Consider the following 23,341-nt stretch of genomic DNA (forward strand, 5'->3'; position numbering starts at 1 on the left):
GCCATGAACAGCAATTTCCTGCGTAACGACATGGTCCTGATGGCGCTGTTCGCCCTAGTGGTGCTGGCCATGCCGCTGTGGCTTGCGCCGATCGGCGCCGGCTATCCGGACCTTCTCCAGAAGATCGCGATCTACGGCATCTTCGCCATAGGCTTCAACATCCTGTTCGGTCTGACCGGGTATCTCTCATTCGGTCATGCCGCCTTTCTCGGTGTCGGGTCCTATGCGGCCGTGTGGACGTTCAAGCTGTTCAGCATGAACGTGGTTCCAGCCTTGGTTTTCGGCGTCGCCGTCTCCGGGGTCTTCGCCCTGCTGATCGGCTATGTCTCGCTGCGCCGATCCGGCATCTATTTTTCCATCCTGACATTGGCCTTCGCGCAGATGTCCTACAATCTCGCCTATTCGGTTCTCACGCCGATCACCAATGGCGAGACGGGGCTGCAGCTCTCGCAGACCGATCCACGGGTCGCCGATCATCTGTTCGGCGTGGCCGAGCCCGGCTTGCCGACCCCCAGTTTCTTTGGCATCGAGACCATCGGCTGGAGCGGCTTTTACGTCTGCGCCACGGCGTTGATCATCGCCTTTTATGTGGCGCTCAGGATCTTCCGCTCGCCCTTCGGCATGGCGCTTCGCGCGATCAAGTCGAACCAGAACCGGATGAACTACACGGGGTTCAACACCCGTCCCTACACGCTCGCGGCCTTTGTCGTGTCGGGCATGTATGCGGGGCTGGCGGGCTCGCTTCTGGCGGTCACCGATCCGCTGGCCGGCGCGGAGCGCATGCAGTGGACGGCCTCGGGCGAGGTGGTTCTGATGACCATTCTCGGCGGTGCGGGAACCCTTCTGGGGCCTCTTCTGGGCGCCGGGATCATCAAATATTTCGAGAATATCTTCTCCGCCTACAACGAGCATGTGCTGAACGACATCTTCTCTGCCCTGCCTGACGGGCTTCGCGATCTGGTCGTCAGCATCACCGGGCTCTTTGTCGGCGAGGGCTGGCACCTGACGCTCGGTCTGCTGTTCATGCTGGTCGTCATCTTCCTGCCGGGGGGCGTGATGGAAGGCATCCGGCGTCTGGCGAAACTCTTCGGCAAGGCCGGACCGCCGAACCCGGCCAGTGCGGCGCAACCGGCGGAATGAGGGGCTCATCATGAACGACATTGTTTTGCACGTTGCCGACGTCCACAAGAGTTTCGGCGGTCTCAGGGCCCTGTCCAACATCGATCTCCAGATCGAGCAGGGCAAGACGCACGCGATCATCGGGCCGAACGGGGCGGGAAAGTCCACGCTTCTGAATGTCTGTGTCGGGCGCATCACGCCGGATTCGGGCGCCGTGGTCTTTGACGGAAAGGCGCTCACCGGGCGCAAGCCGCACGAGATCAACCAGCTCGGCGTGGCGCGCGTTTTCCAGACGCCGGAGATCTTTCCCGATCTCAGCCTCGTTCACAACGTGATGATCCCGGCGTTCGCCAAGCGCGACGGGGCCTTCACCCTGAATGCCTGGTCGGCGCTTGAGAGCGAGGGGGGAATTCGCGACGAGGCGGAAAGCGTGCTGGAGGATATCGGCCTGATCGACAAGAAGGATCAGGAAGCGGCAAGCCTGTCGCGTGGCGACAAGCGTCGGTTGGAGCTGGCCATGGGGCTGGTGCAGCATCCGCGCCTGCTGCTTCTCGACGAGCCGACCGCCGGGATGTCTCGCCACGACACCAACCGCACCATCGATCTTCTCAAGAAGATCAAGGAGCGCGGCATGACCAAGGTGATCATCGAGCACGACATGCATGTCGTGTTCTCGCTGGCCGACCGGATCTCGGTTCTCGCACAGGGGCGCATCATCGCGGAAGGAACGCCGGAAGAGGTGCGCAACGATCCCAAGGTCAAGGAAGCCTATCTCGGGGAGGCACAATGATGAACTCCATGGCCACGGCCGCAACCGGTTCTCAGGTCGACGGGTATGCAGCAACCGCCGGAGCGCCTTTCTTCTCGGTCCGTGATGTTCATTCCTATTACGGCGAGAGCTATATCGTTCAAGGCATATCCTTTGATATTCAGGAAGGCGAGATCGTCGCCCTTCTCGGGCGCAACGGTGCGGGCAAGACCTCGACCCTTCGCACGATCGCGCGCACCGATGTTCCAGAATTGAAGCGCGGCGAGATCTGGCTGGCGGGTGAACCACTGCACCAGATGAAGTCGTTTGAGGCGGCGCGCGCGGGCGTTCAGCTCGTTCCGGAGGACCGGCGCATCATTCCCGGTCTGACCGTGGAGGAAAATCTTGTCCTGTCGCAAGTGGCGGAACCCAAAGGCTGGGATCTGGACCGCATCTATGACCATTTCCCGCGTCTTGCGGAGCGCCGCAGGCAGGAGGCCGTCACCATGTCGGGCGGCGAGCAGCAGATGCTTGCGGTCGCGCGCGCGCTCGCGCGGGATCTGAAGCTCTTGCTTCTCGATGAGCCCTATGAGGGGCTGGCGCCGGTCATCGTTCAGGAGATCGAGCGAATCGTGGCCGGTGTGAAGGAACTCGGGATCACGACGATCATCGTGGAGCAGAATGCGGTGGCTGCGCTGAAGCTCGCCGACAAGGCGATCATTCTTGACATGGGGCAGGTGGTGTTCGAGGGATCTGCGCGGGAGGTGCTCGATAACGAGGAACTGCGTCACGAATATCTGGCGATATGATCCCTCGGCGGGGCGTGAGCCTGAAGGTCCATGCCGGAATCCAGACAGGCGCGTCCAGATTCTGATAACGTGCGATGCGCCTGTTCTCGTTCGATAAACGGTCGAAAGCGCGGCGAATACATGCCAGTAAATTGGTCTGTCATTGCGCCCCTGTTAAAAAGGGAAGGCCGCCGGATGCTGGCAATCACGTCTTCGACGCCTAAGTAAATATAGAAGTCAAAGAAACACATATCTACATAATAGAATATTTATTGTCATATTTACTCTGAGGTATTGGTGCGTAGAGCCCTTGCGTACATTTAGATGTTAAATTGTTTGAGAAGGGCTGTCCGTCTTGTCGGAGAACTGTCGTGATCGCCAAATTGCAGTGGTATACTGAGGCTTTTCAGAATTTGCCTGGTGCATTTCTGATTGTTGACGACAGGGGTTCCGTCCTTTTTGCAAATCTTGCTTTTGCGACGTTGATTGGTCGCGCCGCACGCGATCTTCATGGCAAGGCGGTCGCGAGCTTTCTGGAGTATCCCAGCGACCGGACAACACAGGATGAGGACCCGCTTTCGGGGCGGGCATTGCTCAAACGCGACGGGGGGACAACCTCTTCGGTCCGCGTGAGTGTGCAGCCTGTTTCCGATCCCGAGGGGGGGCGTGGGATGCGAATCTGCATGATTCAGCCCCTGACGAGACCAGATGCTCACCGCGTCGATGACCAGATGGCGGGCAATCCGTATCTTGTAGCGTTCCGACATGCGCCGGCTAAGGGGCTCATCGTCGACGGTGAGGGAAATGTCGTGGATACGACCGATCTCTTCCTTCGCCATTTCGGATATGGACGGCATGAAGTGGCGGGGCGGCCCTTTGCGCTGCTGGTGCCACCGGAGATGCGCGTTGCCGCCGATGCCGCGCTGGATCCTGGCGAGGCGCTTCTGACCCGATCCAGCACGCTGCCGCTTGCCATTGCCGATCGACAGGGGGCGAGCGTGCAGGTGGAGCTTGAGATTTCACGGCAATCGGATCGCCAGTTGCTTGTGTTTGTCATGGATATGGCGGAAGCGGCAGAGGCGAGATCTGAACTGGAACGTCGCAACGCAGAACTGGAGCAGGTCAACGAGAACCTGCAGAATTTTGCGTCGATCGCGAGCCATGACATGCAGGAGCCCCTGCGCAAGATCCGCTATTTTTCCGAGATGCTTCGCCGCGCGCTGAAGGAGGGGCATTCGGATGATGTGGACTATTCGCTCCGTGTTCTGGGCGATGCATCCAGCCGCGCGTCCCGTCTTGTTTCGGATCTTCTGACCTTTTCTCGTTCGACCGGCGACGATCTGGTGCGCGACTCGATCGACCTGGCGGACATGCTGCAAGATCTGGTTCTTGATTTCAGGCAGGGAGATCTTGTGGGGGATGCGGATATTCGCATGGATGTCTCGCATTGCCAGATTTCTGGTGATCCGACGGCGATTTCACAGCTCTTTCGCAATCTGATTGGCAATGCTCTGAAATACCGCTCACCCGATCGTCGCCTGTCGGTAAGGATCGAGACCGAGGTGACGCAGGAGCCGTCCCCACGGTTGCGTGTGGGGGTGTCGGATAACGGGATCGGTTTCGAACCCCAATATGCGGAGACGATCTTTCAGCCGTTCCGTCGCCTTCACCGGCGCCATTTCATCCCCGGAAACGGCATCGGGCTTGCCATTTGCGACACCGTGGCCCGCCGCCACGACTGGCGGCTGACGGCGGAAGGGCGTGTGAATGAAGGCGCCACCTTCACCGTCGAAATCCCGCGTTTCACCTTGCGCAAAGAGGCCGCGCAGTAGCTGTGCGGATGCGTCTGTCAACGGCGCGGGTTTCGGCTGGAGGATGGCGCAAGGGAAGTCCGTCGCAGCCTTGTCCACCGACGCGCTGCCGTCGCGTGGACGCTTCCATTGCGGTGTTGCGGAAGTGGTGACCCCGACAGGATTCGAACCTGTGACCCTCAGATTAGGAATCTGATGCTCTATCCAGCTGAGCTACGGGGCCGTTGGCTGGCCGGTGGCGCGCAGGCGCTATGGGCAGGCGGCAGAGATGCCGTGTAGCATGTTTGAAAGCGTCTTGCACCCGCCCGCGCGGACTTTGCAGAGCTTTGCGCTAAGATGCAAGCAGAGGCGCAATCGGCGGCCGGTCCTCACACGGCACAGTGGATATCATGGGTTTGCAGAGCGGGATCTGGACAGGGAACCTTCTTCTGCCAGCTTTGGCGGTCCTTGGGGCGCTGCTGGCGCTGCTGGCGCTTCCGGCACGCGCCGAGCCGTTGCCTGCTTCCTGCCGGTCCTATCTGCCAATGGAGGGGCGTGTGATATCGGTCGCCCTTGATGGAAGCATCGTCCTCGATGTCTTCGCATCGCTCTTGCGTCCCGAAAACACCTCCCCCGCCCAATCGCATGAGACTGTGCGGCTGGCCGATATCGGCAATGATGAAGGGGCGCGCAAGACCTCGCTCCAGCCTGCCCTTCACGCCTTGATCGGACGGCGGATCGTGGCGCATCCCCTTTATCCGGCACCGGACCGCTGGGGGCGGGTGGTGAGCCATGTTGAGGTTCTCTCAGGCGAATCAGCGCCTCCTTCATCGGTCTGGTTGCAGGCGGATCTGGTTCGTGCCGGACTTGTCGAGGTTCGCCCGCAAGGCTCGCATGTCGGCTGTGCCGGCGCGCTTTACAAGGGTGAAACCGCGGCGCGAAACGCGGGCCGGGGGCTGTGGCGCGGCACAGGCCCGCGCCTTGCGAAGCAACGCCGGAATGCCAGTGTTTCCGCCGGTTCGCAGGCGCATGATCCGGATGCCCGGCGTGGCTCGAAGCAGGGCATTCTGTCTGCCAGCGATGCACATCTTTCCAGACAGGCGAACGCTTATCGTATTGTCGCCGGAATTGTAGTTTCCGTTGGCGCAACGTCGCGCACTCTCTATCTAAACTTCGGACGCGACTGGTCGAGGGATTTTACGGTAACAATCCCGGTCGACCGGGAAGTCGCCTTTCGCGAGGCGGGACGGGACCCAAAAGCCCTCGCGGGACGTTATGTTCGTGTGCGAGGCTGGATGCGAGAATGGAATGGAGCACAGATCGAGGTCCGTCATCCGGATCAGATCGAGGTGTTTTGAGAGGGGCGTAGCATTTCGGTTCAGATGCAAGGCCGCGGGCCGTTGAAAGCGCTTGGAGCTGCCGGGACGATGGGGAGGCCTCTTCATCGCATGGGGCGTCATGTGCGTATCGTCATGACGCTTCTTATCGGCGCGGCGCTCGCCGGATGTCAGCTCACCAGTTCCAGCAAGATTCCCCTCAACAACAATTCCCGCGTGTTTTTCGGCGGTAACCCGGATGCCTCCATCGGCGCCCGCGAGCATCCCCGTGTGGTCGCGAGCTATGGCGGGGTTTACAAGAACGCTGGGGCGGAAGAAGCGGTGGCGAAGGCCGTCGGAAGGCTGGTCGCCGCCTCCGATGATCCTTCACAGGCCTACAAGCTCACGATCCTGAACTCGCCCGCGGTGAACGCGTTTGCCTTGCCCGGCGGCTATCTCTATGTGACGCGCGGGCTTCTGGCTCTTGCCAACGATTCTTCCGAAATGGCTGCGGTGCTGGCGCATGAAATGGCGCATGTGACGGCCCATCACGGGGCTGCCCGCCAGCAGCGCGAAGAGGCGGCTGCCCTGGCAAGCAAGGTGGTCACCAATATTGTTGATGATCCGGCGGAAGTTGAAGCGGCGGTCGCATCGTCCCAGCGCTCCCTTGCCCGGTTCACGCAAGCCCAGGAGCTTCAGGCGGATTCGATCGGTGTGCGGACACTGGCGCGGGCCGGGTATGATCCATATGCGGCCGCGCGGTTTCTGGAGAGCATGGGGCGGTTTTCCAGCTACATGAGCGCCCGCGCGGATTCCAGTTCCGCACCGGATTTTCTTTCCACCCACCCCAATACGCCGAACCGGGTCGCACGGGCGATCCGCGAAGCGCGTCAGATCGGTGCGCCGGGAATTGGCGTCCAGGATCGCGACGATTATCTCTCCAAGCTGGATGGAATGCTGTTCGGGGACGATCCCCTCCAGGGTTTCGTGCGCGGTCAGTCCTTCCTGCACAAGGCTCTGGGGATCGGGTTTACCGTGCCGCAGGGCTTCGCGCTTGAAAACACGCCCCAGGCGGTTCTGGCAAGCGACGGCAAGGGGACCGCTCTGCGCTTCGACGGCGCGGATCTGAAGGAGTCGGAGAGCCTTTCGGAATACATCAATACGGGATGGATCAACGGCCTGGTCGAGAGCTCCATCCGCAATACGACCGTGAACGGGCTGCCCGCGGTGACCGCGACGGCGTTGGCGGAGGGGTGGTCCTTCCGCATCGGTCTCGTGCGCAAGGGCTCCACCGTCTATCGCTTCATTCTGGCGACGCGCGATCCGTCACAAAGCTTCCTCTCCGCATTTGAAGAGACGCTGACCAGTTTCCGTCAACTCAGCCCGACCGAACAGGCCCGCCTGCGGCCTTTGTCGGTGCGGGTCGTCAAGGTGGGCGCCGGCGATACGGTGCATAGCCTTGCCCGGCGCATGAGCGGGGTCGCGCCGTCGCGCCGGGTGGAACTGTTTGCACTGATGAATGGGCTGACGGCCAACAAGCAATTGACCATCGGCCAATCGGTGAAGCTGATCGTCGATTGAGCCATTGGCGGCTGCAAAGGCTGAGCCGAGCCTGCACCAACGAAAAGGGGTCGCGACAGCGAGTGTCGCGCCCCCTTTGTCAAATTGCGTGCCTGTTCGGGCCGCTCTGAATCAGCTGACGGAGCCCACGATTGCCGGATGATCGGCCATGAGCGTGGTGCGGAGCTTCTCCAGTGCGCGGACTTCGATCTGGCGCACACGTTCCTTGGAAATCCCGAGCTTCTCGCCCAGAGACTCCAGCGTTGCGCCATTCTCCGTCAGGCGGCGCTCGCTCACGATCTTCAGCTCGCGCTCGTTGAGAACGCCCAGAGCCTCCTTGAGCCACAGGCGACGGCGTTCGGCATCGATCTCGCCGCCGACGATCTCGTCCGGCAACGGCTCTTCGCTAACGAGGAAATCCTGTCGGTCGCTGCTGGAGCCACTGTCTTCAAGAACGGGCACATTGAGAGATGTGTCCGGCGCGGACAGGCGTGAATCCATCAGCGCGACATCCTTGGAATCGACGCCCATGGCTTCCGCGATCTCGTCGTAGAGCGCTTGCCCGCTTTTGGCTTCCGTGCCGGTTGCGAGCTTGGCCCGCAGCCGACGCAGGTTGAAGAACAGCGCCTTCTGCGTGGAAGAGGTGCCGCCGCGCACGATCGACCAGTTGCGCAGGATGAAGTCCTGCACAGAGGCGCGGATCCACCAGCTTGCATAGGTGGAGAAGCGGACCTCGCGGTCCGGGTCGAAACGTGCCGCGGCTTCCAGAAGGCCCACATGGCCTTCCTGCACGAGATCGCTCTGGGACAAGCCGAAATAGCGGAATTTGGCTGCCAGGGCGATAACGAGGCGCATATGGGCGGTGGTCAGGCGATCCAGGGCATCGGTGTCCTGATGATCGCGCCAGCGCACCGCCAGCTCGTGTTCCTCTTCACGCGTGAGATAGGGCGCCGCCATGGCGGCACGAACGAATTTCCGCCGAGGACTGACCGGATTTTGCATCCAAGTACTCCGTGGTCCTGACTTGCCCCGGTGGGCGTCGGGTCATCCCGTGTGCGGGGACGGCCGCGGCATTACCCGGTGAGCGGGGGCAGCGCGTCATGATCAATGCGGCCTCGCCCCCTCTTGGGAGAAAGAGACGAAGCCGACACCGGATGCGGCGTGCGCTCATACGCGCCGGTCCGGAATGGTTCACGAAACAAACGTCCCAGATGGGCGTTCGTTTCACAGATGTCCGATTGAGGTGTCACCAATCGGGCTTTTCGGTTTGTGGGCCGCCTCTCGGCGGGCTCGGCATCGGTTGGCTTTGCTGCGCGCTCTGCGGACGATCCGCAGGGCAAGGTCCCTTTGCCCGAAGGCGACGGTTGCGGCACAGGCGGATGAACATCGACTGTGGGTGAACATCGACTGTGCAGGTGTCTTGGGACAGATGAGGCGGATTGCCGACAGCATCTGCGAAGGGTGTGGTCGTGCCCGGTGTTGGGCTCGCTCCGGATCTGGAATGCCTGGGTGGGCACTGACCCAAGCAAAGATCCCGCGATGAGCGAAACCGTTGTTATGGGCAGATTACGACAAAACGTCGCGGGGACAAGCGAACTTTCACCCTTTGGGAAGGTGACGTCGGGAAAAACGCATAGTGATCAGTGGCAGATCGCGAATTTGTGATCCCTGACGCAGCGGGCGGCATGGCCGCAGGAAGGCTGGGAAGGGGGCTGCGAAAGGCAAACGAAAACGGCGAAGACTGAGTCTCCGCCGCTTTCAAATCATTTTGTCATGCACAAGCCGCCGTCACGGCCGCCGGGCTGGCCCTTTGATCAGGCCGCCTCTTCCTGTGCGACGTCGTCGCCGTCATTTTCCTCGTCGGCGGAGGCATCTGCGGCAGCATCCTCGCCCTTGGCACCGCGCTTGGGCGCCTTGGCGAGGTTCTGTTCGATCTGACGGATCGCCTCGGTCTCCGAAGAGCGGTTCACAGCCTGGATCTCGCGGGCCATCCGGTCGAGCGCCGCTTCATAGAGCTGGCGTTCGGAATAGGACTGTTCCGGCTGGGTGTCGGAGCGATAGAGGTCGCGGACCACCTCGGCGATGGAAATGAGATCGCCGGAGTTGATCTTCGCTTCGTATTCCTGAGCGCGGCGGCTCCACATGGTGCGCTTGACGCGGGCGCGTCCGCGCACGGTCTCCAGGGCCTTCTTGACCGTCGGAGCGTCCGCCAGCTTGCGCATGCCAACGGAAGCGATCTTCGCAACCGGAACGCGCAGGGTCATCTTGTCCTTCTCGAAGTTGATGACGAGCAGCTCAAGCTTGATGCCCGCAACTTCCTGGTCTTCGATGGCGGTAATCTGCCCGACGCCATGCGCCGGATACACGATATACTCGTTGGTCTTGAATCCCTGACGCTGCGCGGTCTTTTTCGCGGGGGTTGCCATACGCTCTTATACTCCTGCGCAGAGACGGCCTCGAACAGGCACGTCCGGATGCTCCGCCTTGCGGGCATCAATTTCGACGGACTGACACATGGCTGCAATGCCGGGCAGAGTGCCCGGGTAGGCGAGCGCTGTGTGTCTTGGGGTGATCAAATTCGGTTCGTTCCCAGAATTGCGTTCTTGCGACGTCGATTTCTTCTTAGGCGGTCACTTCACTTGCCTGTTGTCACTTGCCGACCGTGCCGCGCCCGATTGTGAGTGGATGACCGGGCATTGTCACTTGGCACAGGTTCGCCGAACATGGTACGGCAGACCCAAAAGGCGACTTGATCCGGAATGGAATGTGACCAAAAAAAACCTCCGATAGGAGGAACAAATTCCGAGGGCGAGCCGACTAGACCCCATGTATAGCACAAATCTGGGAAATTACAAAGGATCGACCTTAAAAACGTTAATCGCCCACGCCGAGGTGGCGTGACGCCGCAGGGGCGCTTTGTTTGCTCGTGTGCCGAGTATGCAAATATCTTGTTGTTTTAAAAACTGAAAAACGGATCTGGAAACCCAGCGCCCGGTTCCCGGCGCGGGAGCCCGGCCCGCCGAGGCTCGCCGGGCATGCCGATCCTGCTTCCGTGGCGCGGTTCAGTCGCCGGCGCCAGGCTCCTTGGAGAAGTACTTCTCGTATTTTCCGGCTTCGCCGTCGAACTTCTCCGCGTCATCGGGCGCATCCCGCTTCACGGTAAGGTTCGGCCATTTTTCGGCATATTCGGCATTGACGGTCAGCCACTGTTCGAGGCCGGGCTCGGTGTCGGGCTTGATCGCCTCAGCCGGGCATTCCGGTTCGCACACGCCGCAATCGATGCATTCGTCGGGATGGATGACGAGCATGTTCTCGCCCTCGTAGAAGCAATCCACGGGGCAAACTTCAACGCAATCGGTGTACTTGCACTTGATGCAATTGTCGGTGACGACGTAGGTCATCGCATCCTCTCCTCGGCGGGCGAACTGGTGCCCGAATGTTTCGGCACAAACGACAGAGTCCGCCAGAAAGAAATTGCTCCCCGTCGCCGTTTGAGGAGAGTTTCCTTCTTTACGGTGCGGGAACCGAAGGCGGTGGGAGGCCGCGGCCGGGCCTGTCTCGGTTCCGCTGGTAGCTCTTTTGACGCCCAAGATCAACCGACAAGATGCGCGCCGACAGCCATCCGATACATTCAGTCGTCTTCGCCGGTTTCGTCGAGAAAGCGGTCAATCTGGCGACGTTCGCGCTTGGTCGGGCGTCCGGCTCCGGCGTCTCGTGCCGCGACGGGGGCAGGACGCATGGGACGGGGAGGAGCCGGAGGGCTGAGGTCTTCATAGAGCAGTCGGGCTTCGGGCGCGGGCCCTCGGCGCGTTCCAAGTGCCTGGATGCGCAGGACCAGCACGCGATGCTCAAGAGCTATCGTGAGAACGTCGCCGACGCGCACCTGCTGTGCGGAGCCGGAGACCCGCTCCTTGTTGAGGCGGACATGACCCGAGGTCGCCAGCTTCTGGGCCAGCGAGCGTGACTTGGTCACGCGTGCAAACCACAACCATTTGTCGATGCGCAGCCGACCCTGTCCTTCGGCGTCCGACATCCCTCGCTCCCGTGTGCCCGAGGCGATCAAAGGCGGCGGGAGCGATCGCTCCCGCCAGCTTGGCCGCGGGCCGGTCCTATTTGTCGTCCTTGGGCTTTTCCAGGCTGGCCTTCAGGGCCGCGAGCGCCGCAAAGGGCGAGTCCGGATCGATGCGCTTGGGCTTGCGATCCTCCTGGCCACGCGGATTGCCGCCGCCCTTGCCGGGATTGCCGCGTCCTGCACCGCCGCCCTTGCCGGGGTGGCGCTTGCCCTGCCCGTCGCCGCGAGGCTGGCCCTGGCTTGCCCCCTTGCCGTGACGCTTGTCGCCGCCACCGCGGCGGTTCGCGCGTCCGTCCTGACGGGGCTCGCCTTCCTCGCCGCCGCGTCCGCGTTGCTGCGGGCGGCCGCCCTGACGACGGCGATCGCCGCGGCCCGGACGCCAGATCTCGATCGTGATCGTGGCGGGAAGCTCTTCTTCGCTCGCAGACGCTTCTGCCTCGGCCGCCTCGGCGGATCCTTCCGGCGCAGACGCGGTTTCGGGCTCTGGCGTTGCAACAGTTTCGGGCTCATCCCCCGCTGCCGCTTCGTTCACGTCCTGAGACGGAGCCGCCTCTTGCGGCGCTGCCGCGTCCGGGGCAGGGGCCTCTTCACTGGCCGGTGTCTGCTCCGCGTCCGCTGCCTGGTCGGCGGCAGGCTCCGTGCTCGCCACCGCTTCGGTGCCGGTTGCGGCTTCCGCCGCGGGTTCGGCGGGCTGCAGGGCCGGGTTCGGGATCTCGCGGGTCTCCATGCGATAGCCGAGAGACCGGAGAATGGAGTTGAAGTCCTCGCCCGAGCAGCCCAGCAGCGAGGTCATGGCCACGGTGACGGTGAAGCCGCCGCCTTCATCCAGCGCGCCTTCGGGGCGGGGGGGCTGCCCTTCGGCGGCCGTCTTGCGCCAGGAAATCAGCGGGCGGATCAGGTCGGCGAGGCGTTCCAGAATGTCGATGCGCACGGCGCGCTCGCCACAAACCCGGTAGCCGACCGTGCGATAGAGCGGCTTGGCGAAGGTGGGATCCACGGGAATGGAGGTGCGGCCGGAGGCGGAAAGTTGCGGCAGTTCCGCAAGGCCCGGCATGTCGAGATCGCCGTTCTTCAGCGCCCAGAGCTTTGCGATGAGCTGGCTCGGGGCAGGCTTCAGAAGGGCCGGGATGTAGATATGGTAGGCGCCAAAGCGAACGCCGAGCTTGCGCAGGATGGCGCGCATCGGCTGGTCGAGCTGGCGCACGTCTTCCGCGATCTCGGACCGTTCCACGATGCCGAGCGCTTCCACCAGGCGGAAGGCGACGCCGCGCGCGAGACCTTCGACCTCGTCCGAATCGCGCAGGTCGAAGAGCGGCTTGAGGAGCGTGTCCACATGCGTCTTGAGCCAGAGGTCGAGACGGGCCTGAACCTTTTCGCGCGCCGGGCCGTTGAGAAGATCGTCGGCGAGCAGAAGCGCCGTCGGCTTCAGCACGTCTTCGCCAGCTGCCAGTTTGGAGACCACTTCCCCCTTCCAGCGCAGGACGCCATCGGAGGCGAGGGCGAAATCGGTGTTGGGCGCCAGCGACAGGCGCTCGGCGCGCGCCTCGATCTCGCTGGTCAGAGCCTTGGAGGCCGCTGCGCGCAGCGCCTTGGCGTCCAGACTTCCGTTCCCCTCCACGGCCGCGTCCGGTGCAAAGCGGAATCCCTGAAGGTGGCCGACATGCTGTCCTTCAACGAGCACATCTCCGGTTGCGGTGATTTCCGCTTCGAGCATCGCGTTCTCTCTTAACCGTCTCATCAATACGCTTGTACGCCGGTCCACGAACCGTTGGGTCAGGCGTTCATGCAAGGCATCTGATAGCCTATTTTCCACGTCACGTGTGACACCTTGCCAATGAACCGGATCGCGCAGCCAGTCAGGCCGGTTGGCGACGAAGGTCCATGTCCGGATATGCGCTATCCGGTTGGCGAGGGTGTCGATATCGCCGTCCATATGATCGGCGTGGGCAACCTGCTTGGCAAACCAGTCATCCGGTATGCGGCCCCCGTCGATCATGAAGGTGAAGATCGTGGAGACCAGGTCCGCATGGTTGGCCGGCGCGATCTTGCGATAATCCGGTACTTGGCAGCAATCCCAAAGCAGCGCAACCCGGTCTTTATCACCTGCGCGAGCCCGGATATCCCCGTCTCGGCTCAGAAATTCAAGCGCAATCTGGTCGACAGCGGGGGGCGCGCGGGTAAGTCCCGGTTCCAAAGGCACCCTGTCGAGGCTGTCGCGCAGGGCGGCGAGGGACGCAAAATCGAGCGCGGCGTTGCGCCACTGCAGCATTTTGACCGACTGGAACTGGTGGGTTTCAAGGTGCTCCACCAGCTCATCGTCAAAGGGGGCGACGCGGCTTGTGACACCGAATGTGCCGTCGCGCATGTGGCGTCCGGCGCGCCCGGCGATCTGACCGATTTCCGCAGGCGTCAAATTGCGGTGCTGGTAGCCGTCAAACTTGCGGTCGGCCGCGAAGGCGACGTGGTCCACGTCCAGATTGAGGCCCATGCCGATGGCATCGGTCGCCACCAGCACGTCCACATCGCCGTTCTGGAAGAGCTCCACCTGGGCGTTGCGGGTGCGCGGGCTGAGCGACCCCAGAACCACGGCGGCTCCGCCGCGCTGGCGGCGGATCAGCTCGGCGATCGCATAGACCTCGTCGGAGGAAAAGGCCACGACCGCGGAGCGCGGCGGCACGCGGGTGATCTTGCGCGAGCCCGCATAGGTGAGGACCGACATGCGCGGGCGGGTGACGACATTCAGGCCCGGCAGCAGCTTTTCCAGGATCGGCCGCATCGTGGCGGCGCCCAGAAGCAGCGTCTCGTGCTTGCCGCGCATGTTCAGGATACGGTCGGTAAAGACATGGCCGCGATGGAAGTCGGCGGCGAGCTGGACCTCGTCAATGGCGAGAAAGTCGGTTTCCACGTCCAGCGGCATGGCCTCCACCGTGGAGACCCAGAAACGCGGATTTCTGGGGACGATCTTCTCTTCGCCGGTCACCAGCGCAACCGCGCTCTCGCCCGCGCGCGCCACCACCCGGCCATAGACCTCGCGCGCCAGAAGGCGCAACGGCAGTCCGATCATGCCCGTGGGATGCGCGAGCATGCGCTCGATCGCAAGGTGGGTCTTGCCGGTATTGGTCGGTCCCAGCACGGCTGTGACAGTGCGGGCACGCACGGCCGGAGGGAGGGGCATTTGCAGGTTGCGGAGCATGAAAATTGAAAATCTGTGATCGCTGGTGCGCCACATTGGCCGCTTGCGGCCGGGCGCGCTTCAGTCTCTTGCGGATCCAATCGCCCTTTCGGCGCTCTCTCGGCTTGTCTCATCCCGCCTAGGTGCATTCTCACGCACCCACGGGCCCAACCTGTCGTCCTGCGCCTGCCGCCGTTTCCGGGCCTGTCCGACCGACAGACATGCGTCGGCGAAGCGGCGGAAGTGGGGAAGGCGAAGTCGCCGGCTGGTTGATCTAACACAGGCTGCGCACTCTTGTCGCTTTCTTTTGCAGGTGCGGTAAAGCGGCGTCTGGAAGCAGGCACCCGAACCTGCAAATTCGCGAGTTGGAACGCTGCGGAGAACGACTCTTGAACAAAGACGGACCGAATCGACGACTTCGTCAGATTCAGGGTTTGTTCCCTACGAGATGCTGCGCGCATCCCCATCTGCGGTACCAAATGCTGAATCGGGGCAAGGTCTTGGACCCATTTGTGCGGGAGCGGCCCACGCGGGCCCGGATCCGGTCAAGCTGAAATATCCGGTTAACGCAGCCCGCCATTTCACCCCTTTCCCCGGTAACGGGAAGAAGGAAGGGAGAACGGGAAATGTACGAATCACCGATCTTCGAGTGTTTTGCGTTTGTTCTCACCATATCTGGTGGTTCTCGGGCCTCTTTCCCCAGATGTCGGTGGGGTCTTGCCGGACGGGAAGCGTCACGGAACAGCGGTGTTAACCATGTTGTCCCGTTTTGGCGCATGTTGATCGCCTCCTGTCGCCACGTGAGCCGGCAAGGGCATAAGGGTGTGCGAAAAGCCGAAGAGCTTCGGGAGGGGCGCGGTCAGGCGCTGGCGCGCGCGGCCAGTTCCGACGGGGCATCGGCGGTGCCGATCCAGCGGTCGAGAAAATTCTCCAGCCACATCCGGATGGCTGGGTCGAAGACGGAGCGTCCGGCGAAGTGGTCGCGCCTGCCCTGGGCACCGGGAAGCTGCATGCGCGGCGCGCCATGGGTGGTCCAGCGGTAGAGCATGGCGAGCGTCAGTTCCGGGTGAAACTGAATCCCGAAAGCCGCCGGGCCGACGCGGAAGGCCTGGTTGCGGTAGTGCTTGCCTTCGGCGAGCAGGTCAGCTCCGCTCGGCAGGTCAAAGCCCTCACGGTGCCACTGATAAACCTTGTCAGGCCAGGGCATGAAGGCCTTTCCGGTCTCCGTCGCCTTGATCGGGTAATAGCCGATTTCCGCCAGCCCTTCGGAATGGGGGGCGACGTCCGCGCCGAGATTGCGCGCCAGCATTTGCGCCCCCAGGCAGATGCCGAGACACGGAGCCTTCTCGCGCAGTGGCACATCGAACCAGTCGATCTCGCGGCGCACATAGGCGTCGGGATCGTTGGCGCTCATCGGACCGCCGAAAATCACCGCGCCAGCATGGCCGCTCATGGTTTGCGGCAGCTTGTCCCCGAAACGGGGGCGGCGCATGTCCAGGTCGAAGCCGCGCCGGCGCAAGGACTGTCCGACCCGGCCAGGCGTGGAATGCTCCTGATGAAGGACGATCAGAACCTTGGGCTTCGACGGCGGAGTACGAACGAGCATGATCCTCGGTATGTGGCTGCAGGCCCGAAGATACGGGCGGTTGTGACTGGTTTGCACAGTGACACAGGCGATGTCATGTGCGGCATCCGGGCTGTACCGAATTCAGCGTCTATCCGGATCTTGCGAGCGCTAAGCCGGGCATCCACTCAGTTTATAATAATTATAGAGAATGCGACCCGGATCAATGCTGCAGTGCAAATCGGTTCAGCTATCCGGCGTTTCGGGCTCTTCGCCCAGCGCGTCTCCATCGAGGGCGTAATGCACCCGCTGGGCCACCCTGCGGCGCAAGGCCAGCCGATCCGAGGTCGGAATGCCCAGCAATTCGGTGACGCGCCAGACGGTGTTGTCCTCGAATTCGTGAACCTCGCCGTCGGCGAACACCATCTCCCACATCATCTCCACGATCTTGCGTCGATCGTCCACATCAAGCTGGCGCTTCAGGATGCTGGTGAAGCCGTAGAGATCCACCGCTTCCATTGCGCGCTTCTTCGCTTCCTCGATGAGGGTTGCGGTCGCCTTGTCATCAAGCTCGTAATTGGCCTGAAGCACCTGATGAAGCCGCGTTTTCTCCGCTTCGTCGACGACACCGTCCACGGCGATGATATGCACGAGAATGGCAGCCGCGCAAAGGCGCGGGTCGTCGGCGTCAAGCGTTCCGTCGCCCCCTTCGCCAACCGTCACATTGCGGAGAAAATTCCGTATTTTTTCAAGCATATCTGCCGCCATTTCGCGTCTGGTGCGCTCCATTCTAGTCGAGGTTGGAAAACAGGCAAGACGCCTGCGCTCCGAAGGAGGAACGTTTCCTTCGCACTTCCGGTTCCCGCCGCGCAGATTCTCTTCGCCAGGAAAGCAAACGTGATCCCTGGAAATGAAAAAACAGACAAGGAACAGCTACGAATGGAATATCCGTGACGTACAGGCAAGACATGTTCTTGGGTGTGTAGTTTGTAGGCATTCTAAATTGAGTTTAATCTTCAAGTTTTTATTGACACCGGCTACCCCTTGCGCATTTTTAGGCTCTGTCCGGGAGGTTGCGGAATTCTGCCAGTAAGACACTCGGGTCTGCGTGAGCTAACCAATTGGTTGCTCGAAGATCTTTGATCTGGCTCGCGGCGCGCAGCGTCTCCTGGCACCTGACAAGCAACTCTTGATGGCGGGGCCTTGAACCGCGTCGATTGGGGGGAAGACATGGACGGAAATTCCTTGCCGGGCGCTCACGCCTGCGCTCAGACAGCTCAGTTTTACTATCGGTGTCGGCGAGCCGTGCCGGTTCTTTCTGTCGTTGTCGGGGGGAACGCATGACATTGCGCACATCGGACCAGGACTTCGTGAACGCCAAGGGCTATCTCGAACGGTTGCCGGAAAAGCTGGTGGTCGAGGGGTATCGCCGCTGGATGTCCGGTTACGAGACCGGCGATATCCAGTGCTGGGAAATGGCGTGGAACCTCTATGCGGGATCGTTGGGGGCTTGCCAGGCACGCGCCCTGGTGGCCGAGCTTTCGTGCTGGATCCGCACGATCCGCGCCGTATCCACCCGTACCATGAACCATTTCCCCTATGGATGCGGGAAGCTGTGCCGCGACGAGTGCATGGCGCTTTCCATGGTGGCGGGTGTCCAGCACAAGGACCGGGCCGCCATGGAGGCGGCGGCCACCCATCTCATCGGGTGTCATCGCATCCACGACGCCTTGGAAGCGTCGTGCAGTTTCGGCATGGCGCTGGACGCCATCGGTCAGCACCTGATCCGGGTTCCCAAACCGGTCGTTCAGGACATCGCGCTGCGTCCGGAGCGGCAACATTTTCACTGAAGGGGGAGGCCCTGAGGGCAGGGCTTCCGAAGCAGGCCGTGGAGAGCCGTCCATGGGGCGGCGCATCGGCACGTGCATCATGGGCGTCGGCAACCGGCGCTTTGCAGATTACGAGAGGGAGCAATTCACATGAAATCGATCAGGACGACAGCCGCGGCTGCGGTCATGGCCCTGACCAGCGCGGGCGTGCTGAGCGCCACGGGAGCGCTTGCGCAGACCAAGCCCGCCGAGGTCATCTCCACCTATGCCGACATCGCGCTGGCCGGCTACGAGGATTCGCTGGCGACCGCGAAGGTGCTTGATACCGCCATCGACAAGCTGATCGCCGCCCCGTCGCAGGAGACGCTTGAGGCCGCGCGTCAGGCATGGTTCGCCGCCCGCGTGCCCTATCAGCAGACCGAGGTCTATCGCTTCGGCAACGCCATCGTCGACGACTGGGAAGGCCGCGTGAACGCATGGCCGCTCGATGAGGGTCTGATCGACTATGTCGATGCGTCCTCCTATGGCACCCAGTCGGATGAGAACGAGCTCTACACGGCCAACATCATCGCCAACACCTCGCTCACCATCAATGGCGAGACGGTGGATGTTACCGAGATCACGCCGGACCTCCTGCAGAACACGCTGCAGGAAGCGGGGGATGTGGAAGCCAATGTCGCCACCGGCTATCACGCGATCGAATTCCTGCTCTGGGGCCAGGATCTGAACGGAACCGATGCTGGTGCGGGCGCCCGTCCGGCCACGGATTTCGATCCGGCCAATTGCACGGGCGGTCATTGCGACCGCCGCGTTCAGTTCCTGTCGTCGGCCTCCAAGCTTCTCGTTGCCGATCTGGAAGAGATGGTTGGAAATTGGACCGAGGGCGGAGCCGCGCGCGAGGCGCTGGTGGCCAATGGCGAGGCGGGCGCGCTGCGCACGATCCTGACCGGCATGGGCTCGCTTTCCTACGGCGAGCTGGCCGGTGAGCGCATGAAGCTCGGCCTTCTCCTGCACGATCCGGAAGAGGAGCATGACTGCTTCTCCGACAACACGCACAACTCGCACTATTACGACGCCCTGGGCATCAGCAACATCTATCACGCCCGGTACACGCGGGTGGACGGCTCCGTTGTGGAAGGCCCGAGCATCGCGGCGCTGGTGCGCGAGGCGGACGCGTCCGTGGCAGAAGAGCTTTCCGGCAAGCTGGAAGCCACCCATGCCGCCTTCACCGAGCTCAAGACGCGCGGCGACGAGAGCGAAGCCTATGATCAGATGATCGGCGAGGGCAACGAAGAGGGCAATGCCGTGGTTCAGGCCGCGATCGATGCGCTCGTCGACCAGACGCGTTCGATCGAGCGCGCGGTTGCGGCGCTCAACCTGGAAGCGCTCGAAGTGGAAGGCTCCGACAGCCTCGACAATCCCGGCGCCGTCTTCGAGTAAGCTGATCGGCAAGACAAGACGACGGACGCCGCCTGCGCGGCGACCGTCGTCGCTTTCGTTTTTACAGGAACAATCTCTCTAGCAAGGGTGGTCGAAGGATATGTCCCCTTTCCGGTCCAGCTCAGCCCGCCGGCGCGCTTCACTCATCACCGCCTCGGCTGCCACGCTGACCGTCGTCATGAGCGCTGCGATCGCCATTCACTGGCAGCCCGCGCGCGCTGACGGCATTCTTTCCTGGCGCACCGATCTTTCCGAAAAGGACCGCGCCCGCGTCGCCGCAGTCACCGCGGCCTCACGGGACTTCTCCAAGGCCGAGGCTTTCGAGAGCATGCAGGGCGGGGCCGCGACATCGCGCAAGCTCGTCAATCGCGATGCCTTTTCCCAGTTTTCCGCCAACCTGACCTTCAAGCAGGAGCGCGACTTCAAGCTCGGCAATGCGCTGTTTCGCAAGCTTTGGGTCTCTTCGCCATCCTCCACGCGCGCGTCCGACGGGCTCGGGCCCCTCTACAACGCGCGCGCCTGCCAGAACTGCCATTTGAAGGATGGCCGCGGGCGGCCGCCCGAGCCGAATGAAATCGCCTCTTCCATGTTCCTTCGCCTGTCGGTTCCCGCACGCACCGAGGCGGAGCGCGAGGCGCTGGCGAACAAGACGATGATGCGGATCCCCGAGCCGGTCTATGGCGGGCAGCTTCAGGAATTCTCCGTCGGCGATGTGCCGGTGGAAGGGCATCTGCGCATCGACTATTCCCCTGTGGAGGTTGCGCTCAATGGCGGCGAGACCGTCACCTTGCGCAAGCCCACCTACACGGTTTCCGATCTCGGTTACGGTCCGATGGATCCGGACGCGATGATCTCGCCGCGCGTCACGCCGCAGATGATCGGGCTTGGCCTGCTGGAAGCCATTCATCCCGGCGACATCATCGCGAATGCCGATCCTGAGGATAGGGACGGCGACGGGATCTCGGGCAAGGTTTCATGGGCCCGCAATCCCGATACGGGTGAGCCGATGATCGGCCGGTTTGGCTGGAAGGCGACCGAGCCGACCGTGCTTGCCCAGTCCTCTGGCGCCTTTGCGGGCGATATCGGCATCTCCACACCGCAGAACCCCGCGCCCTGGGGCGACTGCACTGAGGCCCAGGCGGACTGCCGTGGCATGCCCCATGGCGTGCAGGCGGATCTGGGTGACACCGAAGCCCCCGATCCGGTGATGGAGCTGGTCGCCTTCTATGCGCGCAATCTCGCCGTGCCGAAACGCCGGGACGTTGAGGATGAACAGGTGCTGGCGGGCAAGGCACTTTTCAATGAAGCCGGCTGCGTTGCCTGTCATCGCCCGAAATATGTCACCAGCCGCGAGGCGGCGCAGAAGCAGTTCCGCTTCCAGCTCATCTGGCCCTATACCGACATGCTGCTGCATGACATGGGCGAGGGGCTGGCCGATGGTCGCCCGGTGGGCGATGCCACGGGCCGCGAATGGCGTACCGCGCCCTTGTGGGGCACGGGGCTGACGAAAACGGTCAACGGGCATACGATGATGCTTCATGACGGGCGGGCGCGGAACGCGCTGGAGGCGATCCTGTGGCATGGCGGTGAGGCCCAGACCTCGCGCGATGCCGTGGTGGCCATGGAGCCCGATGAGCGCGCCGCTCTGTTGCGTTTTCTGGAGTCCCTGTGATGCGAAGCTTTCTTGCCCCGCTGCTTGTGATCCTCGCTCTGCCGAGCCTTTCTCACGCGGTTGAGGCGGAAGATACGCAGAGCCACGGCCAGTTCGTCGCCAATGCGGTCGAGGGCTATATCCGGCCCGAATTCGACCGCTTCGCCGGAACGCTCCATGCGCTGGATGGCGAGATCGAAACCTTCTGCGCCGCGCCGGATGCGGTGGGCTATGACCGGCTCGCCGCCAGCTATCGCGGCGCGCTGCAAGGTTTCGCGCGCATCGGGTTTTTGCGGTTCGGGCCGTTGATCGAGGATCACCGGCTGGAGCGGCTGCTTTTCTGGCCGGACCGCAAGTCAACGGGGCGGCGCCAGGCGCAGGCCGCAGTGCGCGAGCGCGACGAGAGCGTGTTGCGCGTCGCCGATCTTCAGGAAAAGAGCGTGGCCATGCAGGGCCTTCTGGCGCTGGAGGAAGTGCTCTTCGACGAGGCGCGCGACGCATTGCTTGCCGCAGACGAGGAAGGGCGCTTCCGGTGCGGCTATGCGACGGCCATAGGCGAGAACCTTACCGGGATCGGGGATGCGCTGGCTGCGGAATGGCGTGATCGGAAGGGATATTCGGCGCTTCTTCTGCATCCGGGCCAAGACAACCCGGCCTTCCGCACCGATCAGGAAGCGGCCAGCCAGATCCTTGGCGCACTGACAACGGGGCTGCAGATCGTCCGTGATCAGTGGATGCGCCCGGTTCTGGGAGCGGGACCGGAAAGCCGAAGCCGTTGATGACGCTCTTTCGACGCTCAGGCAATTCGCTTGCGATGATGGACGCCGCGGTGCGTGGTCTGAAGGACTACATGGCGGCGCTTCGGATCAAGCCCATGCTTGAGGAAGAATGGGTCTGGATGGACGATTCCCTGCAATTCGAGCTGCAAAGCGCGCTGAAGGTTCTGGGCGAGATCAGTCCGCCGCTTTCTTCTGCGGTGCGTAAGCCGGAAGGCTACGGCAAGCTGCAATTCGTTTCCGGCGTCATCGAAGACGTGCGCGAGAGCGCCGGCAGCCAACTGGCGATCGCGCTCAAGATACAGGTCGGATTCAATGCGCTTGATGGAGATTGACCGCCGCGCGTTGCTGGCGGGCGCAGGCGCTGCGCTTCTGTCCGGCCTCTCTGCGCGCCGCGTCGAGGCGCTGGAAACCTCTCAGGCGCTCTTTCTTGCCGCGCGCAAGGAAGCGGACGGCAGTTATGCTGTCGTCGTCTTCACAGCCCAGGGCCATGATGTCGTGCGGGTGCCGCTGCCCGGGCGCGGTCATGATGTGACGCTGCATGAGCCCAGCGGCCGCGCCGTGGCCTTTGCGCGGCGACCCGGAACCTTTGCCGCGGCCTTCGACATTCATGGTCGCAAGGAACCGGAGTTCTTCTCCTCGCCGCAGGACCGGCATTTCTATGGCCATGGCGTCTACTCGCCGGATGGGCGTCTGCTCTATGCCACGGAGAACGATTTCGAAAACGGTCTCGGCTTCATCGGTGTCTACGATGCAAGCGACGGCTATCGCCGGATCGCGCAGTTTTCATCTGGCGGTATCGGCCCGCATGAGATCCTGCTCGCGCCCGACGGGCGTACGCTGGTCGTGGCCAATGGCGGCATGGAAACCCATCCCGACTATGGCCGAACCATCCTCAACCTGCCCACCATGAAGCCGACCTTGGCGCTGATCGACCGGATGACCGGCGACATCATCGCCACTCACGATCTGGGCGAGAGCCAGCGGCTTTCCTCCATTCGTCACATGACCATCGACGGACATGGCTCTGTCTGGTTCGGGTGTCAGTTCCAGGGCGACAAGGCAACCCGTCCGCAACTCGTTGGCCGGATGAAACGCGACGGTGTTCCCGAATTGTTGAACGCGCCGGAAGATGTCCTGCACGGGTTCAACAACTATATCGGTTCGGTCATGACCAGCCGGGACGGCGAGATCGTGGCGACCTCCAGTCCGCGCGGCGGGCAAGTGGTTTACTGGAATGCGACAAGCGGTCAGGTGCTGGGACGGGACAGGGTGCGTGATGGATGTGGCGTTGCGGCGCGATCTTCCAACGATTTCCTGATCTCCGACGGCGCGGGCGAGCTCCTGGCAGGGGGGCCGGACCATGGCGGCGCACCTGATCTTGTCAGGCGCGATGGAAAGGTTTCGTGGGACAATCACATGGTCTCTCTCCTGGGGTAATGTCCATTCCTGGGTTATTGTATGGGCTGTTCCAGGTCGGCACTTGATAACTGTGCGCCGGGAACCAACCTTACCT

At 62.5% G+C, this 23,341-nt stretch carries 19 protein-coding genes and 1 tRNA gene; 12 read left to right on the top strand and 8 right to left on the bottom strand.

What is annotated here, in order from left to right:
* Positions 1–3: 3 nt before the first annotated feature.
* The 4 genes from ABGM93_RS15755 (at position 4) to ABGM93_RS15770 (ending at position 4,487) form a co-directional block, all read left to right on the top strand.
* The gene (locus ABGM93_RS15755; RefSeq protein ID WP_321501101.1) at positions 4–1,140 is read left to right on the top strand and encodes a branched-chain amino acid ABC transporter permease; all 1,137 of its coding nucleotides are present in this window, start codon (positions 4–6) and stop codon (positions 1,138–1,140) included.
* A 10-nt stretch (positions 1,141–1,150) separates the two neighbouring features.
* Positions 1,151–1,909, top strand: coding sequence for an ABC transporter ATP-binding protein (locus tag ABGM93_RS15760; RefSeq protein WP_319774373.1), 759 nt, complete (start codon positions 1,151–1,153; stop codon positions 1,907–1,909).
* Positions 1,909–2,676, top strand: a complete 768-nt coding sequence (locus ABGM93_RS15765) for an ABC transporter ATP-binding protein (protein WP_321505949.1) — start codon at positions 1,909–1,911, stop codon at positions 2,674–2,676. Before ABGM93_RS15760 ends, ABGM93_RS15765 begins: the two co-directional genes overlap by 1 nt.
* A 662-nt stretch (positions 2,677–3,338) precedes the next feature.
* On the top strand, positions 3,339–4,487 hold the full coding sequence (locus ABGM93_RS15770; protein ID WP_321501104.1) for an ATP-binding protein: 1,149 nt from the start codon (positions 3,339–3,341) through the stop codon (positions 4,485–4,487).
* Between the two features lie 125 nt (positions 4,488–4,612).
* Here the strand turns inward: ABGM93_RS15770 and ABGM93_RS15775 are convergent.
* Positions 4,613–4,689, bottom strand: a tRNA-Arg gene (locus tag ABGM93_RS15775).
* A gap of 166 nt (positions 4,690–4,855) precedes the next feature.
* Here ABGM93_RS15775 and ABGM93_RS15780 point away from each other — a divergent pair.
* Complete coding sequence (locus ABGM93_RS15780; RefSeq protein ID WP_321501106.1) at positions 4,856–5,803, top strand: hypothetical protein; 948 nt, start codon at positions 4,856–4,858, stop codon at positions 5,801–5,803.
* A gap of 90 nt (positions 5,804–5,893) precedes the next feature.
* Positions 5,894–7,342 carry a M48 family metalloprotease gene (locus tag ABGM93_RS15785; protein WP_321501108.1) on the top strand — a complete coding sequence of 483 codons (1,449 nt, stop codon included), beginning with the start codon at positions 5,894–5,896 and terminating at the stop codon, positions 7,340–7,342.
* 111 nt (positions 7,343–7,453) lie between these two features.
* Here ABGM93_RS15785 and ABGM93_RS15790 read toward each other — a convergent pair whose 3' ends face one another.
* The 7 genes from ABGM93_RS15790 to ABGM93_RS15820 form a co-directional block, all read right to left on the bottom strand.
* A complete protein-coding gene (locus tag ABGM93_RS15790) occupies positions 7,454–8,323 on the bottom strand; it encodes an RNA polymerase factor sigma-32 (protein ID WP_321501110.1) in 870 nt (289 codons plus the stop codon).
* An 812-nt stretch (positions 8,324–9,135) separates the two neighbouring features.
* Positions 9,136–9,747: a CarD family transcriptional regulator gene (locus tag ABGM93_RS15795; RefSeq protein ID WP_321501113.1), complete on the bottom strand. Its 612-nt coding sequence runs from the start codon at positions 9,745–9,747 to the stop codon at positions 9,136–9,138.
* Positions 9,748–10,383: 636 nt separating this feature from the next.
* Complete coding sequence (gene fdxA, locus ABGM93_RS15800; RefSeq protein ID WP_321501115.1) at positions 10,384–10,722, bottom strand: ferredoxin FdxA; 339 nt, start codon at positions 10,720–10,722, stop codon at positions 10,384–10,386.
* Positions 10,723–10,952: 230 nt separating this feature from the next.
* Positions 10,953–11,354 carry an RNA-binding S4 domain-containing protein gene (locus ABGM93_RS15805; RefSeq protein ID WP_321501117.1) on the bottom strand — a complete coding sequence of 134 codons (402 nt, stop codon included), beginning with the start codon at positions 11,352–11,354 and terminating at the stop codon, positions 10,953–10,955.
* A 76-nt stretch (positions 11,355–11,430) separates the two neighbouring features.
* Positions 11,431–14,568, bottom strand: coding sequence for a helicase-related protein (locus tag ABGM93_RS15810; RefSeq protein ID WP_321501119.1), 3,138 nt, complete (start codon positions 14,566–14,568; stop codon positions 11,431–11,433).
* Between the two features lie 856 nt (positions 14,569–15,424).
* Positions 15,425–16,171 carry a glutamine amidotransferase gene (locus tag ABGM93_RS15815; protein WP_321501121.1) on the bottom strand — a complete coding sequence of 249 codons (747 nt, stop codon included), beginning with the start codon at positions 16,169–16,171 and terminating at the stop codon, positions 15,425–15,427.
* Positions 16,172–16,375: 204 nt separating this feature from the next.
* Positions 16,376–16,885, bottom strand: a complete 510-nt coding sequence (locus ABGM93_RS15820; protein WP_321501123.1) for a TerB family tellurite resistance protein — start codon at positions 16,883–16,885, stop codon at positions 16,376–16,378.
* A 584-nt stretch (positions 16,886–17,469) separates the two neighbouring features.
* Between ABGM93_RS15820 and ABGM93_RS15825 the strand changes: the two genes are divergently transcribed.
* The 6 genes from ABGM93_RS15825 to ABGM93_RS15850 all read left to right on the top strand — a co-directional run bounded on the left by ABGM93_RS15825 (position 17,470) and on the right by ABGM93_RS15850 (position 23,265).
* Positions 17,470–17,979: a hypothetical protein gene (locus ABGM93_RS15825; protein WP_321501125.1), complete on the top strand. Its 510-nt coding sequence runs from the start codon at positions 17,470–17,472 to the stop codon at positions 17,977–17,979.
* A 165-nt stretch (positions 17,980–18,144) separates the two neighbouring features.
* Positions 18,145–19,398, top strand: coding sequence for an imelysin family protein (locus ABGM93_RS15830; protein WP_321505951.1), 1,254 nt, complete (start codon positions 18,145–18,147; stop codon positions 19,396–19,398).
* 178 nt (positions 19,399–19,576) lie between these two features.
* Positions 19,577–21,070 carry a di-heme oxidoredictase family protein gene (locus tag ABGM93_RS15835; protein ID WP_321501127.1) on the top strand — a complete coding sequence of 498 codons (1,494 nt, stop codon included), beginning with the start codon at positions 19,577–19,579 and terminating at the stop codon, positions 21,068–21,070.
* Positions 21,070–21,828 (top strand): imelysin family protein, encoded by a 759-nt coding sequence (locus ABGM93_RS15840; RefSeq protein WP_321501129.1) that lies wholly within the window; start codon positions 21,070–21,072, stop codon positions 21,826–21,828. Before ABGM93_RS15835 ends, ABGM93_RS15840 begins: the two co-directional genes overlap by 1 nt.
* Positions 21,828–22,160, top strand: coding sequence for a hypothetical protein (locus ABGM93_RS15845; protein WP_321501131.1), 333 nt, complete (start codon positions 21,828–21,830; stop codon positions 22,158–22,160). The genes ABGM93_RS15840 and ABGM93_RS15845 overlap by 1 nt, the downstream gene beginning before the upstream one ends.
* A complete protein-coding gene (locus ABGM93_RS15850; RefSeq protein ID WP_321505953.1) occupies positions 22,150–23,265 on the top strand; it encodes a DUF1513 domain-containing protein in 1,116 nt (371 codons plus the stop codon). The genes ABGM93_RS15845 and ABGM93_RS15850 overlap by 11 nt, the downstream gene beginning before the upstream one ends.
* Positions 23,266–23,341: the final 76 nt, after the last annotated feature.

It is taken from the genome of Breoghania sp., from assembly GCF_963674635.1.
In the GTDB taxonomy this organism is placed as follows: domain Bacteria; phylum Pseudomonadota; class Alphaproteobacteria; order Rhizobiales; family Stappiaceae; genus Breoghania.

Coding starts and splice junctions, on each gene's coding strand:
- ABGM93_RS15770 (WP_321501104.1), top strand. CDS start 3,339: ATGATTCAGCCCCTGACGAGACCAGATGCTCACCGCGTCGATGACCAG.
- ABGM93_RS15765 (WP_321505949.1), top strand. CDS start 1,909: ATGAACTCCATGGCCACGGCCGCAACCGGTTCTCAGGTCGACGGGTAT.
- ABGM93_RS15825 (WP_321501125.1), top strand. CDS start 17,470: ATGACATTGCGCACATCGGACCAGGACTTCGTGAACGCCAAGGGCTAT.
- ABGM93_RS15815 (WP_321501121.1), bottom strand. CDS start 16,171: ATGCTCGTTCGTACTCCGCCGTCGAAGCCCAAGGTTCTGATCGTCCTT.
- ABGM93_RS15810 (WP_321501119.1), bottom strand. CDS start 14,568: ATGCCCCTCCCTCCGGCCGTGCGTGCCCGCACTGTCACAGCCGTGCTG.
- ABGM93_RS15820 (WP_321501123.1), bottom strand. CDS start 16,885: ATGCTTGAAAAAATACGGAATTTTCTCCGCAATGTGACGGTTGGCGAA.
- ABGM93_RS15845 (WP_321501131.1), top strand. CDS start 21,828: ATGACGCTCTTTCGACGCTCAGGCAATTCGCTTGCGATGATGGACGCC.
- ABGM93_RS15790 (WP_321501110.1), bottom strand. CDS start 8,323: ATGCAAAATCCGGTCAGTCCTCGGCGGAAATTCGTTCGTGCCGCCATG.
- ABGM93_RS15830 (WP_321505951.1), top strand. CDS start 18,145: ATGGCCCTGACCAGCGCGGGCGTGCTGAGCGCCACGGGAGCGCTTGCG.
- fdxA (WP_321501115.1), bottom strand. CDS start 10,722: ATGACCTACGTCGTCACCGACAATTGCATCAAGTGCAAGTACACCGAT.
- ABGM93_RS15835 (WP_321501127.1), top strand. CDS start 19,577: ATGAGCGCTGCGATCGCCATTCACTGGCAGCCCGCGCGCGCTGACGGC.
- ABGM93_RS15805 (WP_321501117.1), bottom strand. CDS start 11,354: ATGTCGGACGCCGAAGGACAGGGTCGGCTGCGCATCGACAAATGGTTG.
- ABGM93_RS15795 (WP_321501113.1), bottom strand. CDS start 9,747: ATGGCAACCCCCGCGAAAAAGACCGCGCAGCGTCAGGGATTCAAGACC.
- ABGM93_RS15850 (WP_321505953.1), top strand. CDS start 22,150: ATGGAGATTGACCGCCGCGCGTTGCTGGCGGGCGCAGGCGCTGCGCTT.
- ABGM93_RS15780 (WP_321501106.1), top strand. CDS start 4,856: ATGGGTTTGCAGAGCGGGATCTGGACAGGGAACCTTCTTCTGCCAGCT.
- ABGM93_RS15840 (WP_321501129.1), top strand. CDS start 21,070: ATGCGAAGCTTTCTTGCCCCGCTGCTTGTGATCCTCGCTCTGCCGAGC.
- ABGM93_RS15755 (WP_321501101.1), top strand. CDS start 4: ATGAACAGCAATTTCCTGCGTAACGACATGGTCCTGATGGCGCTGTTC.
- ABGM93_RS15785 (WP_321501108.1), top strand. CDS start 5,894: ATGGGGCGTCATGTGCGTATCGTCATGACGCTTCTTATCGGCGCGGCG.
- ABGM93_RS15760 (WP_319774373.1), top strand. CDS start 1,151: ATGAACGACATTGTTTTGCACGTTGCCGACGTCCACAAGAGTTTCGGC.